13 protein-coding genes and 1 pseudogene are annotated in these 13,321 nt (G+C 65.0%); 2 read left to right on the plus strand and 12 right to left on the minus strand.

Annotated features, from left to right (window positions below):
* Positions 1 to 2: 2 nt before the first annotated feature.
* The 10 genes from dxs to tsaE are packed head-to-tail and all read right to left on the minus strand — an operon-like array spanning position 3 to position 10,729.
* Complete coding sequence (dxs, locus tag ACYQ4Z_RS00620) at positions 3 to 1,910, minus strand: 1-deoxy-D-xylulose-5-phosphate synthase (protein ID WP_459859752.1); 1,908 nt, start codon at positions 1,908 to 1,910, stop codon at positions 3 to 5.
* Complete coding sequence (locus ACYQ4Z_RS00625; protein WP_219972343.1) at positions 1,907 to 2,809, minus strand: polyprenyl synthetase family protein; 903 nt, start codon at positions 2,807 to 2,809, stop codon at positions 1,907 to 1,909. Before ACYQ4Z_RS00625 ends, dxs begins: the two co-directional genes overlap by 4 nt.
* On the minus strand, positions 2,784 to 3,095 hold the full coding sequence (xseB, locus tag ACYQ4Z_RS00630; protein ID WP_219972342.1) for an exodeoxyribonuclease VII small subunit: 312 nt from the start codon (positions 3,093 to 3,095) through the stop codon (positions 2,784 to 2,786). The genes ACYQ4Z_RS00625 and xseB overlap by 26 nt, the downstream gene beginning before the upstream one ends.
* Complete coding sequence (gene ispH / locus ACYQ4Z_RS00635) at positions 3,088 to 4,035, minus strand: 4-hydroxy-3-methylbut-2-enyl diphosphate reductase (protein ID WP_217126266.1); 948 nt, start codon at positions 4,033 to 4,035, stop codon at positions 3,088 to 3,090. Before ispH ends, xseB begins: the two co-directional genes overlap by 8 nt.
* 1 nt (position 4,036) lies before the next feature.
* Entirely contained in the window at positions 4,037 to 4,519 is a 483-nt protein-coding gene (locus tag ACYQ4Z_RS00640; protein WP_219972341.1) for an FKBP-type peptidyl-prolyl cis-trans isomerase, read from the minus strand.
* A complete protein-coding gene (gene lspA, locus ACYQ4Z_RS00645; RefSeq protein WP_459860452.1) occupies positions 4,516 to 5,025 on the minus strand; it encodes a signal peptidase II in 510 nt (169 codons plus the stop codon). Before lspA ends, ACYQ4Z_RS00640 begins: the two co-directional genes overlap by 4 nt.
* Positions 5,022 to 7,859: an isoleucine--tRNA ligase gene (gene ileS / locus ACYQ4Z_RS00650; RefSeq protein ID WP_219972406.1), complete on the minus strand. Its 2,838-nt coding sequence runs from the start codon at positions 7,857 to 7,859 to the stop codon at positions 5,022 to 5,024. Before ileS ends, lspA begins: the two co-directional genes overlap by 4 nt.
* A 10-nt stretch (positions 7,860 to 7,869) precedes the next feature.
* Positions 7,870 to 8,841, minus strand: a complete 972-nt coding sequence (locus tag ACYQ4Z_RS00655; RefSeq protein ID WP_219972339.1) for a bifunctional riboflavin kinase/FAD synthetase — start codon at positions 8,839 to 8,841, stop codon at positions 7,870 to 7,872.
* Positions 8,842 to 8,894: 53 nt separating this feature from the next.
* Complete coding sequence (locus tag ACYQ4Z_RS00660; protein WP_170141218.1) at positions 8,895 to 10,268, minus strand: N-acetylmuramoyl-L-alanine amidase; 1,374 nt, start codon at positions 10,266 to 10,268, stop codon at positions 8,895 to 8,897.
* Positions 10,250 to 10,729: a tRNA (adenosine(37)-N6)-threonylcarbamoyltransferase complex ATPase subunit type 1 TsaE gene (tsaE, locus tag ACYQ4Z_RS00665; protein WP_119334421.1), complete on the minus strand. Its 480-nt coding sequence runs from the start codon at positions 10,727 to 10,729 to the stop codon at positions 10,250 to 10,252. Before tsaE ends, ACYQ4Z_RS00660 begins: the two co-directional genes overlap by 19 nt.
* Before the next feature lie 17 nt (positions 10,730 to 10,746).
* Between tsaE and queG the strand changes: the two genes are divergently transcribed.
* Entirely contained in the window at positions 10,747 to 11,838 is a 1,092-nt protein-coding gene (queG, locus tag ACYQ4Z_RS00670) for a tRNA epoxyqueuosine(34) reductase QueG (RefSeq protein ID WP_233468006.1), read from the plus strand.
* 12 nt (positions 11,839 to 11,850) lie between these two features.
* Entirely contained in the window at positions 11,851 to 12,684 is an 834-nt protein-coding gene (gene murI, locus ACYQ4Z_RS00675; protein WP_217126259.1) for a glutamate racemase, read from the plus strand.
* A 4-nt stretch (positions 12,685 to 12,688) separates the two neighbouring features.
* Here murI and ACYQ4Z_RS00680 read toward each other — a convergent pair.
* Together ACYQ4Z_RS00680 and ACYQ4Z_RS00685 are read right to left on the minus strand one after the other, a co-directional pair.
* Positions 12,689 to 12,820 (minus strand): annotated as a pseudogene (locus ACYQ4Z_RS00680) (sulfurtransferase); the annotation flags it as partial.
* Between the two features lie 68 nt (positions 12,821 to 12,888).
* The gene (locus ACYQ4Z_RS00685) at positions 12,889 to 13,254 is read right to left on the minus strand and encodes a SpoIIAA family protein (RefSeq protein WP_285614968.1); all 366 of its coding nucleotides are present in this window, start codon (positions 13,252 to 13,254) and stop codon (positions 12,889 to 12,891) included.
* Positions 13,255 to 13,321 lie beyond the last annotated feature (67 nt).

Raw genomic sequence — 13,321 nt, forward strand, 5'->3', positions numbered from 1 at the left:
AGTCAAGGCGAAGTTCGATAGAAATCGTCAATCGCCCGGTGCAGGCTTTCGCTATCGAGTCCTGCGCATGCCAGCAGTTTCTGCGGGTCGCCGTGGGGGTAGAATCGGTCGGCAAGTCCCAAGCGCAAGAGGCGCGGGGGGGTGGGGCGCGATTCGAGCAGGCGCGCCACTTCGCTGCCAGCACCCCCGATCACCGCGTTCTCTTCGACGGTGACGAACAGATCGTGGGTTTCGCAGAGCGCATCGAGCAGTTCCGCGTCGAGCGGTTTGACGAAGCGCATATCGACGAGCGTCGCGTCGAGTGCTTCCGCAACGGGCCGCGCTGCGGTGAGCGGGGCGCCGAACGCGAGGATCGCCAGGCGCTTGCCTTCGCGGACCACCCGCGCTTTGCCGATGGGCAGCGGTTCGAGTGCGGTCGGTAGCGGCGCGCCAGGGCCGGTACCGCGGGGGTAACGCACCGCTGCGGGGCCCTCGTAGGTGTAGGCGGTGGTGAGCAGGCGCCAACACTCCGCTTCGTCGGAGGGGGCCATCACGATCAGGTTGGGGATGCAGGAGAGGTAGGAGAGGTCGAACGCGCCGTGGTGGGTGGGGCCGTCGGCACCCACCAGACCGCCACGGTCGATCGCGAAGGTGACGTTGAGGTTTTGTAACGCGACGTCGTGGATGAGTTGGTCGTAGGCGCGTTGCAGGAAGGTGGAGTAGATCGCGACCACGGGGTGGAAGCCTTCGCAGGCGAGCCCCGCGGCGAAGGTGACCGCATGCTGTTCGGCGATGCCGACGTCGAAATAACGGTCGGGAAAGCGCTCGGAGAACGCGACCAGCCCGGAGCCCTCGCGCATCGCGGGGGTGATGCCGATGAGAAGGGGATCGCGTTCGGCCATCGCGCAGAGCCACTTGCCGAAGACTTCGGTGTAGGTGGACGGCTTCGCGGGTGCCGGTAGGGGGGCAGGTTCGGGAAGCCCCGCTTTCGGGTCGAAGCGGCTGACGCCGTGGTAGCGGATCGGGTCGGCTTCGGCCAGTTTGTAGCCGTGTCCCTTTTTGGTGACGACGTGGACGAACTGTAGTCCCCCCGTTTCCCGTAAATTTTCCAGCGTAGGGACGAGCGTGGTGAGATCGTGGCCGTCGATCGGCCCGATGTAACGAAAGCCGAACTCTTCGAACAGGGTGCCCGGGGTGAGCATACCGATCATGTGCTCTTCGACCCGCCGCGCGAACGCTTTGAGGGGCGGCGCCGCCGCAAGGAGCGACGAACCGATCTCGCGTGCGGTGCGGTACGGTTCGCCCGTGAGGAGCCGCGCCAGGATCTTGGTGAGTGCACCGACCGGCGGCGAGATCGACATCTCGTTGTCGTTGAGGATCACGGTGAGGTCGATGCCTTCCATATCCCCGGCGTTGTTGAGCGCTTCGAATGCCATGCCCGCCGACATCGCGCCGTCACCGATCACCGCGACTACGTGACGCGATTCACCGCGCGCTTTCGCAGCGACCGCCATGCCGAGCGCTGCGGAGATCGAGGTCGAGGAGTGGCCAACACCGAAGGTGTCGTACGGGCTTTCGTCCCGCTTGGGAAAGCCGGCGATCCCCCCCCATTGGCGCAGGGTGTGAAAACGGTCGCGCCGTCCTGTGAGGATCTTGTGCGGGTAGCATTGGTGGCCGACGTCCCAGACCAGGCGGTCGAACGGGGTGTCATAGACGTAATGGAGCGCGATGGTGAGTTCGACCGCGCCGAGGTTGGAGGCGAGGTGCCCACCGGTCTTTGCGACCGATTCCAAAATGAAGGTGCGCAATTCCGCGGCCAATTCCGGCAGTCGCTCTTTGGGCACTCTGCGCAAATCCTCCGGCGTGTCGATACGGGCAAGAAGCGGGAAGCGGATCGCAAGCGCTGCAGGTTCCATAGGGGGTGGCCTCATCGGTTGCGTTCGATCACCTGCCGTGCGACTGTGGCGAGCGGCGCCGCATCACGGCCGAGCGCGGCAATCGCTGCGTCGATCTGTCGTTGGAGGGTGCGGAGTCGTTCGCGCGCCGCGCGTTCACCGAGCAGGGTGACGAAGGTCTGTTTGCCCTGTCGTGCGTCTTTGCCGGGCGTTTTGCCGAGCGTGGTCGCGTCGCTCGTGGCGTCGAGCAGGTCGTCCACGATTTGGAACGCCAACCCCAGTTGCGCGGCGAGCGGCGCCAGGGTTTCCAGTAGGGTACGTTTGACTTTGGGGCCGCAGAGCGCCCCGCCGATCACCGCCGCTTCGATGAGCGCGCCGGTTTTGCCGCGGTGGAGTCGCTCGAGCGCAGTCAACGCGTCGCTTTCGGGCGCAGCTGTGGACGGGAAGCGCTCCGCTTCGATATCGAGTGCTTGTCCGCCGACCATGCCGCCCGCGCCGGCGGCGTGCGCAAGGAGCCCGACGAGCCGCATCCGCTGTTCGAGCGTGAGTTCCGGTGTGATGGCGAGCGTTTCGAACGCGAGCGCTTGCAGCGCGTCCCCGGCAAGGATCGCAGTGGCTTCGTCGAACGCGACGTGAACGGTGGGGCGGCCGCGGCGCAGCGCGTCGTCGTCCATCGCGGGGAGGTCGTCGTGAATGAGCGAGTAGGTGTGGATGAGTTCGACCGCAACAGCAAAGGGGGTGAGCGCTTCGGCGGATGCCTGGGTGAGCGCGCCAGCGGCGAAGACGAGTTGGGGCCGCAACCGTTTGCCCGGCGCAAGGAGCGCATGGCGCATCGCGGCGAGTAGCCGCGGGCTGAGGCTTGCGCTGGCTGTGATTGCGTGCTCGAGCGCAGCTTCGAAGCGGGCTGGGTCAAAAAGGGATGTCGTCGGGGTCATCGCTAGCGGGGGTGGATTCGTTCGCGAGACGCGTCGCGCCGTTCTCAGCGGCTGCCGTTTGGCGGTGGAGCGATTCGATGCGCACCAACCGCTCTTCGGCGGCTTGCAGCAGCGTTCGGGCGTGGTGCACGAGGCGCACGCCCGTCTCATATTGGGTGAGCGCCTGCTCGAGCGGCAGATGGCCGCTTTCCAATGCGGCGACGATGCCTTCCAGCTGTTTGAGTGCGGTTTCGAAATCGAGTCGGTCGATCGCTTCAGGGGTGCGCGCGGCGGTGTCGTCACGCATCGACGAGCTCCTTCGGTAAGGGAAAATGGACCGTTTCGCGAATGCCGTCGCTTTCTTGGATCGCAGTGATGCCCAACGCGCGCAGACGGTCGGTCACGGCGGTGACGAGCGCCTCAGGCGCCGAGGCGCCCGCGGTGATGCCGATGCGTGTTGCGCCGTTTAGCCACGTCGGGTCGATGTCGTCTGGGCCGTCGATCAGGTAGGCGGGGACGCCACAGCTTGCGGCGACTTCGCGCAGACGGTTGGAGTTGGAACTGTTCTTCGAGCCGATCACGAGCACGAGGTCGGTTGCGGTTGCGAGCGTGCGCACGGCGTCTTGCCGGTTTTGCGTCGCGTAGCAGATGTCGTCTTTCTTGGGGCCGACGATGTGGGGAAAGCGTGCGGTGAGGGCCGCGACGATGCGGCGGGCGTCGTCGACCGAAAGGGTGGTTTGGGTGACGAAGGCGACCCGGTCGCCCAATTCCGGGAGGTTGGCGACATCACGTTCGTTTTCGACCAGCCAGACGCGGTCTGGGACTTGCCCCATCGTCCCTTCGACTTCGGGGTGACCGGCATGGCCGATCATCACGATCTGGTAACCGGCGCGGTAAAGGCGCTGGACTTCGAGGTGGACTTTGGTGACGAGCGGACAGGTGGCATCGAGAACCTTGAGCCCGCGCGCCGCTGCCTCTTCGCGCACCGCTTGCGAGACGCCGTGGGCGCTGAAGATCACCACCGCATCGTCCGGAACGTCGGCAAGGGTTTCGACGAAGACCGCGCCGCGGGCTTTGAGCCCGTCGACGACGTGACGGTTGTGCACGACTTCGTGGCGGACATAAACCGGGGGGCCGAAACGCTTCAGTGCTTCTTCGACGATCGCGATCGCCCGGTCGACACCGGCACAGAAGCCGCGTGGATTGGCAAGGAGCGCAATGGTGGGTCGATGGGTCGGTGCGGTCACGTCAGCAGACTCCGATGATTTCGACTTCGAAGCGAATGGTCTTGCCCGCCAGCGGGTGGTTGAAATCGACGACCCCCCATTCGTCGTCGAGTTCCACGACGACACCCGCGTAACGGGAACCGTCGGGTGCCGCGAACGAGAGGATCGTACCCACTTCGGCGGTGTCGTCGGGAAAATCGGCGCGACGAACCCGTTCGATCAGGTCGTCGCGGCGCGGCCCGAACGCCGCTTCCGGCGGTAGGGTGAAGATGTGGCGGCTGCCAACGGGCAGGCCGACGAGGAGTCGTTCGAATTGCGGGGCCAGGGTGCCGTCGCCCAGTTGCAACGTTGCCGGCGTCGCTTCGAAGGTACTCACCATCGGGACGCCGTTCTCTAACGTGATGCGGTAGTGGAGCGTCACCAGATGGTGCGGTGCGACACATGCCGGGGCGTCGGTGTCGGGTTTTGGGTACGGCGCGTTCGCCGGGGTAAGGGGTTCGTTCATCGGTCTTTCCTGAGATGCCAGAGGAGCAACGCCACGCCAAGGGTAATCGCGCTGTCGGCAAGGTTGAAGGCGGGCCAGTGCCACGCGCGGTAGTGAAAGAGCAGGAAGTCGTGGACGGCGCCGTGGGCGACGCGATCCCAAGCATTGCCGAGTGCGCCACCCACGATCATACCGTACGCGGTCAAGAGGGTTTTGCGGGTGGCGGTGCCCGCTTCCCACAGCAGCCAAAGCGTGACGGCAAGGGCGATCGCTAAAAAGAACCACCGCTGCCAGCCCGCGGCGCCGGCAAGGAAGCTGAACGCCGCGCCCGGGTTGTAGACGGAGACGAGTTGGAAGAAGGGGGTGACAACAAGCGCTTCGCCCGTGGGTATGGTTGCCGCGATGATCCATTTGCTCAGTTGGTCGAGCGCGAAAACCAGCGCCGCGATGCCTACGACCCGAAGGCGGCGCGTTGCCGCCGTCCCCGATGGCACGGAGGGTGCGGGTTCGGGAAACGCGGGGTTTATGCCCACAGCCGGGTTTCTCCAGAACCCGTGAGGTTGGTTTGGCAGCGGCCGCAGAGGTCGGGGTGCGCCGGGTCGCTGCCGACGTCGGGTTCGTAGTGCCAGCAGCGTGCGCATTTTCCGTGCGGCGATTTGCGTGCTTCGACCCGCTCTTCCTCCGCGGTCGCCACTTCGACCACTTCGGCGCGCGAGACGATGTACGGGAAGTGGAGTTCGCGCCCAAGCGCTGCCAAGGCTTGGTACCGCGCCCCGGCGGCAAAGAGGGTGATCTCCGCTTCGAGGTTTGCGCCGATTTCGCCCGCTTCGCGTTTTGCTTCGATCGCTTTGGTGACCCGTTCGCGGGTATCGAGCACCCAGTGCCAGCGTTCGCGCACTGCGTCGGCGTCGGGGATTGCGGGCAGTTCGTACCAGGTGTGGAACATCACACTCTCTTCGGGGTTGCCGGTGAGGTGTTCCCAGACCTCTTCCGCGGTGAATGGCAAAATTGGCGCCATCCAGCGGACGAACGCATGCAGGATGTGGGTGATCGCGGTCTGGGCGCTTTTGCGCGGATGGCCGTTTGCGGGGGTGGTGTAGAGGCGGTCTTTGAGGACGTCGAGGTAGAACGCCCCAAGCGTTTCCGAGGCAAAGTGCATCATCGTCTGGACGACGCGGTGAAACTCCATCGCCTCGTACGCGTCGGTGATCTGCTGTTGCGCCGTTGCGGTTGCCAGGATCGCCCAGCGGTCGAGGTCGACGAGCGCCTCTGGCGCGACCGCTTCGCGCGTCGGGTCGAAGTCGGCGATGTTCGCGAGCATGAAGCGCAAAGTGTTGCGCAACCGGCGGTAGACTTCGACGACCCGTTGCAGGATCTCTTTCGAGATGGTGAGCTCACCGGAATAGTCGGTGCTGGCGACCCAGAGGCGCAGGATGTCGGCGCCGAGGGTGTCACACACCTCTTGCGGCGCGACGACGTTGCCGCGCGATTTGCTCATCTTGCGTCCTTGCCCGTCGACGACGAAGCCGTGGGTGAGGAGCGCGTCGTAAGGGGGGCGACCGTCGATCGCACAACCGGTGAGGAGCGACGAGTGGAACCACCCGCGGTGCTGGTCGGACCCTTCGAGGTACATCGCCGCAGGGTGGCCGAGCTCGGGATGGGAGCCACGCAAGACGTGCAGGTGCGTGGTGCCGGAGTCGAACCAGACGTCGAGGGTGTCGGTGACTTTTTCGTAGTCGCGCGCTTCGTCTCCCAGAAGCTCTGCAGGGTCGAGTGCAAACCACGCTTCGATGCCCTCCTGTTCCACGCGTTGCGCAACCGCTTCCATGAGTTCGACGGTGCGCGGGTGAAGCGCCCCGGTCTGCTTGTGGACGAAGAAGGGGATCGGGACGCCCCAGTGGCGCTGTCGTGAGATGCACCAGTCGGGACGGTTCGCGATCATCGCGTGCAGCCGTTGTTTACCCCAAGCGGGGTAGAAGCGGGTGGCATCGACGCCGGCAAGCGCCCGGTCGCGCAACGTGGTGGGGTGGTTGTCGCGCAGGGGATCGGGGCGAGGCAGGTCCATCGCGACGAACCACTGGTTGGTGGCACGGAAGATCGTCGGCGTTTTGTGGCGCCAACAGTGTGGGTAACTGTGGCGGATCGGCGCGTGCGCAAGCAGCGCCCCGGCAGCTTCGAGCGCGGCGACGATCTTCGGGTTCGCTTCCCAGACGGAAAGGCCGCCGAATTCCGGCAGATCAGGGGCGAAGCGCCCGTCACCTTGAACCGGAGTGAGGATCGCCTCTTGGGGGAAACCCGCGGCGATCCAGACGCGGAAGTCGTCTTCCCCATAGGCGGGGGCCGAATGGACGATGCCGGTGCCGGTGGCGAGCTCGACGTAGGTGTCGGGCAGGACGGGTGAAGCGCGATCATAGAGCGGATGGCGGAACGTGACGCGCGCAAGCGCCGCCCCCTGACACGCGCCGAGCGTTTCGACTTCTGAGGCGGAAAAGCCGTAGCGCGCCAATGCCGCATCCTTCAGTTCGGCGGCCAGGATCAGGCACCCTTTTGGGGTGGCGACGAGTTCGTACCGGTATTCGGGATGGACGTTGAGTGCCTGGTTCGCCGGGATCGTCCAGGGGGTGGTAGTCCAGATCACGGCAAAGACCGGTTGCTGCGGTGCTTCGGCAAGGCCAAACGCTTGCGCAACGCGTGCCCTTTCCGCCGGGTCGAGGGAAAACGCGACGTCGATCGCCGGTGAGGTGCGCTCTTCGTACTCGATCTCCGCTTCCGCGAGCGCCGACCCGCAGTCGAAGCACCAATGCACCGGTTTGAGACCGCGGACGACGAAACCGGCGGCGACCAGGCGGGCGAGCGCGCGAATTTCGTTCGCTTCGTTGGCGTAGTTCATGGTGAGGTAGGGGTTGTCCCAGTCCCCGAGCACCCCCAAGCGGATGAAGTCGCGCTTTTGCCGTTCGACCTGTTCTGCAGCGAATTCGCGGCACAGCCGGCGCACTTCGCTGCCGGGTAGACCGCGCCCGTACCGTTTTTCGATCTGGTGTTCGATGGGCAGCCCGTGGCAGTCCCACCCGGGAACGTAGGGGGCGTCGTATCCAGCAAGCGTTTTCGAGCGGACGATGATGTCTTTGAGGATTTTGTTGACCGCGTGGCCGATATGGATATCCCCGTTTGCGTACGGCGGCCCGTCGTGAAGGACGAACTTTTTCGTGCGGCTGCGACACCGTTCGCGGATCTGCTCGTAGCGTTTTTGCTTTTGCCACGCCGCGACCCAACCCGGTTCACGTTTCGCGAGGTCGCCGCGCATGGGGAACGGCGTGTCGGGGAGGTTGAGGGTTTGGCGGTAGCCCTTTCCGTTAGCCATCGATCGACTCCTAATCCAATGGGTATTGCGTGGGGTGCGTTGCGTGCCAGCGTCGCGCCGCGGCGATGTCGTCGTGGATTTGTGCCGTGAGCGCAGCAAGCGACGGGAAGCGCTGTTCGTTCCGCAGTTTGGCGGCGAAATGGACGGTGATCCGCTTGCCGTATGCGTCACCGTGCCAATCGAGGAGGTGCGCCTCCAGTGTGGGGGAGAGCAGAGGGCAGGATGCGCGATCGGCTGGGTGGCGCTGCGTGACGGTCGGGCGTACGCCGACGTTGATCACCGCCGGTTCAGGCCGATTGCCCAGACCGGTGACCCAGCCGACGAAAACGCCCGAAGGAAGCGCTTGCCGTGGTGCGATCCGTAGGTTCATCGTCGGAACACCGATTTGGCGGCCGAGTTGGGCGCCCGGGTGGACGCGTCCGGTGACCGCGTACCAACGCCCAAGCAGCAGCGCGGCGTGTTCGACGTTGCCCGCATCGAGCGCAGAGCGCACGGCGCTCGAGCTGATGCGTTCGGGGCCTAACGTAAGGGTCGACATCGCTTCCACGGTAAAGCCGAAGCGATCGCCAGCGTCGAGCAAGGTTTCCAACGTGCCGGCGCGATGGGCGCCGAAGCGAAAATCGTCGCCCACGATCAAGTGGCGAACCATGAGACGTTCGACCATGAACGCGATGAACGCCTCTGGCGACCACTGTGCGATACGGCGGGTAAAGGGGAGGATGTGCAGCTGCGCGATCCCTTCCCGCGCAAGCAGCGCTGCTTTGTCGCGCAGCGGGGTGAGACGCGGGGGGGCACTGGTCGGTGCCAACCGCTCGCGCGGGTGGGGTTCGAAGGTGAGCACCGCAGGGGTGAGTTGTCGTGCTACCGCACGGTCGCAGACCAGGCGCAACAACGCCTGGTGTCCGCGATGGACGCCATCGAAATTGCCGACGGTGAGCGCGGTCGGTGCAAGGCTGGGCGCATGGCCCCGCAGGATGCGCATCGTCCTCTGAGTCTGCTTTCGGAAAACGCCCAATTATACCGGTATTCCGCGGATCAACTTGCGGGGTCGCGGCTCTTGGCGGCGAGCATCAACGCACGAGGACGCGGCGCGTGGCGTTCGAGGTAGCGCTTCACGCCGCGGTAGATCGCTTCAGCGAGCTGTTCTTGGTAGTCTGCACTCTTTAGTCGCCGTTCTTCGGTGGGATTGGAGATGAACGCCAGCTCGACGAGTACCGACGGGACGTCGGGGTTACGCAGGACTGCGAAATTCGCGGTTTCGACCTCGGGGCGGTGGGGGGGGCTTACGCGCGCGAGCTCGGCGAGCACCGCTTGCGCGAGGCGCAACGAGTCAGTGCGGGTTGCGGTGATCGAGAGGTCGAGGAGCGTAGCGGCGACATGGTCGCTGCGCGCTGCCAATTGGACGCCGCCGATGAGGTCGGATTGGTTCTCTTTTTGCGCGAGCCACTTCGCTGCGGTGCTCGAGGCACCGCGGTCGCTGAGGGCATAGACCGAGCTCCCGGCGACGTCGGGGCGCACGAAGGCGTCGGCGTGGATCGAGACGAAGAGGTCGGCTTGGGCGCGCCGGGCGCGGTTCACCCTTTCCCCCAACGCGATGAAGTAGTCACCGCTGCGCGTGAGCACCGCGCGCGTTTTCGGGTCGTCGTCGAACCGCTTCTTGGCGCGCCGCGCCACCGCCAACACCACGTCCTTTTCCCGGGTACCGTGACGACCGATCGCGCCGGGGTCTTCGCCGCCGTGCCCGGGGTCGAGGACGATCACGTATGGGGCGTCCTGTTCCGGTGGTTTCGGTTGTGGCTTACGCGGGTTGGTTGCCCGGTTCGCTTGGGTTTCGGCGGGTCGCCGCGGGGGCGTTTCGCTGAGGACCGGCGTGTCACTTTCCGTCCGCTGCCGTTTGTCGAGTTCGGCCAAGAGCCGCGCGACGGGGTCTTGCGGTTTTTCGGGATAGAGGTCGATCACCAGGCGGTATTGATAGGGATCGATGGGGTCGAGAAGGAAGATCTGCGGGACGACTGCTTGCTTCAGGTCGAAGACGATGCGGGTGGTCTCTGGGGTGAACTGCCCGACGCGGACCGCGGCGATATAGGGGTCGTCGGGTGCGATATGTTCTGCAAGGGCACGCAAAATCGTTTGGACGACCACCCCTTTGAGGTCGATCACGAGGCGCAGTGGATTTTCTAGTAAGAATGCTTCGTGTTCGAGTGCGGCGCTGGCTTCGAGCGTGACGCGTGTGTATTCCTCTGCGGGCCAAGCGCGAACGGCGACGATACGGGGTGGCGACGCGGCGATGAGGCGTGTCGGCAGCCAAGTGAATGCCGCAAGGAGCGTGGCGCGGGAGAGAAAGGCGCGGCGTGCCGCTTGGACGCGGGACAACGCGGCTGCGGGGGTGGCTAGCCGAGCGCTGGCCACTGCCGCTTCGCCGCAGTCGAGCAGGCGCCCAGGGTCAGCAGCCGACTGCCCGTCGCTTCGATCGCGATCCGAACCTGCCAGTCGGGGCTCGGTAGGTAGGGGTGCGCTTTTTCGGGCCATTCCACCAAGCAGAGGTTTTCCGGTTGAAAGTATTCGTCGAAGCCGCCCCAGCGGAACTCTTCGGGGTCGGCGAACCGGTAGTAGTCGAAATGATAAACTGGAACAGCGAGATCTGGGTAGGGTTCGACCAAGGTATAGGTGGGACTTTTGACCGGTCCGTGATGGCCGAGCGCGTTGAGGAGTGCCCGTACGAAGGTGGTCTTGCCGGCACCCAGCGGCCCGGTCAGCGTGACGATGCCGCGGGTCGCGACGAAGCAGGGGGCAACGCGTCGCGCGAACGCGCCGGTTTCGGCTTCGTTTTCGAGGTGCGCGGTTGTGGTAAAAGAGGCGTCGGTATTCATGGGGGCGATGGGTGTCGATGGCAGGAACGGTTCGCGATTGGGCACAGATCAAAGCAGCGTTGTGGCGCGCGGCGGAGTCGCTCGGGTTTGCCGCGATGGCGGTGAGCGACGTCGACCTCTCCGCGGAAGAGCCGAAACTCCTTGCGTGGTTGCGCGAAGGGTACCACGGCGAGATGGATTATATGGCAAAGTGGGGGACGCTGCGCGCGCGCCCCGCCGCGCTCGTTCCAGGCGCGCAGCGCGTCGTCTCGTTGCGTTTTCCCTACTGGCCCGAGCAGGCGGCGCCGGCCGAAGCGGTGCTCTCCGACCCGTCGCGCGCCTATATTTCGCGGTATGCGCTGGGCCGAGATTACCACAAGGTGATGCGCGCCCGCTTGGCGAAACTGGAAAACGTCCTGAAAACGTTGGCGCCAGAACACCAAGGGCGGGTCTTCGTCGATTCGGCGCCGATATGGGAGGTGGCGCTCGCCGCGCGCGCGGGTTTGGGGTGGCGCGGAAAGCATACGCTGTTGCTGACACGCGAAGGGTCCTACTTTTTTCTGGGCGAACTGGTCACCAACCTGCCGTTGCCGGTCGATGCGCCGCAACGTGCGCATTGTGGGCGATGCGTGCGTTGTCTCACCGCGTGTCCAACGCAGGCGATCGTCGCACCCTACACGGTGGATGCGCGGCGCTGCATTTCGTACCTGACGATCGAACATCCTGGATCGATTCCGGAGTCACTGCGGCCGCTCGTTGGCAACCGAATCTATGGCTGCGACGATTGCCAATTGGTCTGTCCGTGGAATCGTTTCGCGACGCCGTCACAATGCTCCGACTTTCAGCCGCGGCATGGACTCGATGCGCCGCGGTTGGTCGAACTGTTTGCTTGGCGCGAACACGAATTCCTGGATCGTTTCGCGGGTTCTCCGATTCGGCGCATCGGCTATCCGCGTTGGTTGCGCAATTTGGCCGTGGCGTTGGGTAACGCCCCGACGACCCCAGATGTGGTGGCGGCGCTCAGGCAGCGCGCCGACGACCCGTCGCCGCTGGTGCGCGAACACGTCCAGTGGGCGCTGGCGCGCCATCGCGGCCAGGGTGGTACGGTACAATCCGTTCCATTTGCTTAGTGACGCGGGGCGATGGCGCAGACGATGGGCAGGCAACCGGTGAGCAATGCACCGATCGGTATCTTCGATTCGGGGGTTGGGGGGCTAACGGTGGCGCGGGCGGTGATGGAGCGGCTGCCTAATGAAGCGATCGTCTATTTCGGTGACACCGCGCGCGTGCCCTATGGGGTGAAGTCGGCGCAGACCATCCGGCGGTATGCTGCGGAAATCACCCGCTTTTTGTTGCAGCAAGAGGTGAAGCTCCTCATCATCGCGTGCAATTCGATGGCCGCGGTCGCTGCGGACACAGTAGCGGGTTTGGCGGCCGGCGTGCCGGTGCTCGACGTGATCGACGCCGGGGCACGGGCGGCTGCGGAGATGACGCGGCGCCGGGCTGTTGCGGTGATCGGCACGATGGCGACTGTGGATAGCGGCGCGTACGCGCGACGGATCCATGCGTACGCACCCGACGTGCGGGTGCATGCGTGGGCGTGCCCGCTCTTCGTTCCGTTGGTCGAGGAGGGGTGGGTCGATCATCCGGTGACCGAACAGGTGGCACGGGAATATTTGGCGCCGCTCACCTCGGAGGCGGTGGATACCCTGGTTTTGGGGTGCACGCACTATCCGTTGCTCAAACCGCTGTTGCGCCGCGTCGCGGGGCCGGAGGTGGCGTTGGTCGATTCGGCGGTTGCCGTTGCCGAAGCCGCCGCGCAGGTGCTGGCGGAACAGGCGCTCCTGCGCCGTGAAGCGGCTGCGCCCCAGCATCACTTCTACGTTTCGGACAAACCCCCGCGGTTTCACACCCTGGCCGAGCGCTTCTTGGCGCGGTCGCTGCCCGAGGTAGAGCGGGTGGTGTTGGAAGGGTGAGGGATCAGGATGGGGTGCGGGCGACGGGGCGCGTGGGGTCGGCGCACCATTCGCTCCACGAACCGGCGTACAACTGGCCGAATGGCATCCCGGCATGCGCCATTGCCAGCAGGTTGTGGCATGCGGTGACGCCTGAGCAAGCGCGCTAGCCGCTATCGATCACGGTAGCGGGAAAAAGGCTCATCGCGGTCATGTGCGTTTCGGTCAATCCGCAGCGTTCGTCGCAGGTTCGTCGAGCCAGGCGCGTGCAGCGTCTTCGTCGGTGAAGGTGCGGATTTCGGCATGGACGAAAAAGCGCTCGATCCAGGCGATCCACGTGAGCCAATCGTCGTCGGTGAGAATCGCGATGCGGTCGAACGCGTCGGGGTGTGCGCGGGTGAATTTGAGCTCTTCCCACGCCACGTCGATGGTGTAAGAGATCATCTGGCGTAAGTCGAGAAGGAGCCGCACCGGACCGTGAAAGCGGTTCGCGTATTCGATCTGCTCTTCGAATGCGCGAAAGTCGGCAAGGGTAAATTCGCCAAAGACGGTGGCTTCGACGCGATCGTCGTGGGTTTCGAGGGTGATCATTGGGGTAAGGTCTCCTTGGTGTGGCCGTACTTGGTGGAAGGATACTGAGTTCGTGCCGATTTGTCCA

Source organism: Hydrogenophilus hirschii (genome assembly GCF_054656675.1).

Excerpts from the sequence above, each read along its gene's own strand:
- tsaE (WP_119334421.1), bottom strand. The coding sequence starts at position 10,729 with ATGAATACCGACGCCTCTTTTACCACAACCGCGCACCTCGAAAACGAA.
- queG (WP_233468006.1), top strand. The coding sequence starts at position 10,747 with ATGGCAGGAACGGTTCGCGATTGGGCACAGATCAAAGCAGCGTTGTGG.
- ACYQ4Z_RS00655 (WP_219972339.1), bottom strand. The coding sequence starts at position 8,841 with ATGCGCATCCTGCGGGGCCATGCGCCCAGCCTTGCACCGACCGCGCTC.
- murI (WP_217126259.1), top strand. The coding sequence starts at position 11,851 with ATGGCGCAGACGATGGGCAGGCAACCGGTGAGCAATGCACCGATCGGT.
- ileS (WP_219972406.1), bottom strand. The coding sequence starts at position 7,859 with ATGGCTAACGGAAAGGGCTACCGCCAAACCCTCAACCTCCCCGACACG.
- ACYQ4Z_RS00640 (WP_219972341.1), bottom strand. The coding sequence starts at position 4,519 with ATGAACGAACCCCTTACCCCGGCGAACGCGCCGTACCCAAAACCCGAC.
- ACYQ4Z_RS00625 (WP_219972343.1), bottom strand. The coding sequence starts at position 2,809 with ATGACCCCGACGACATCCCTTTTTGACCCAGCCCGCTTCGAAGCTGCG.
- dxs (WP_459859752.1), bottom strand. The coding sequence starts at position 1,910 with ATGAGGCCACCCCCTATGGAACCTGCAGCGCTTGCGATCCGCTTCCCG.
- xseB (WP_219972342.1), bottom strand. The coding sequence starts at position 3,095 with ATGCGTGACGACACCGCCGCGCGCACCCCTGAAGCGATCGACCGACTC.
- ACYQ4Z_RS00685 (WP_285614968.1), bottom strand. The coding sequence starts at position 13,254 with ATGATCACCCTCGAAACCCACGACGATCGCGTCGAAGCCACCGTCTTT.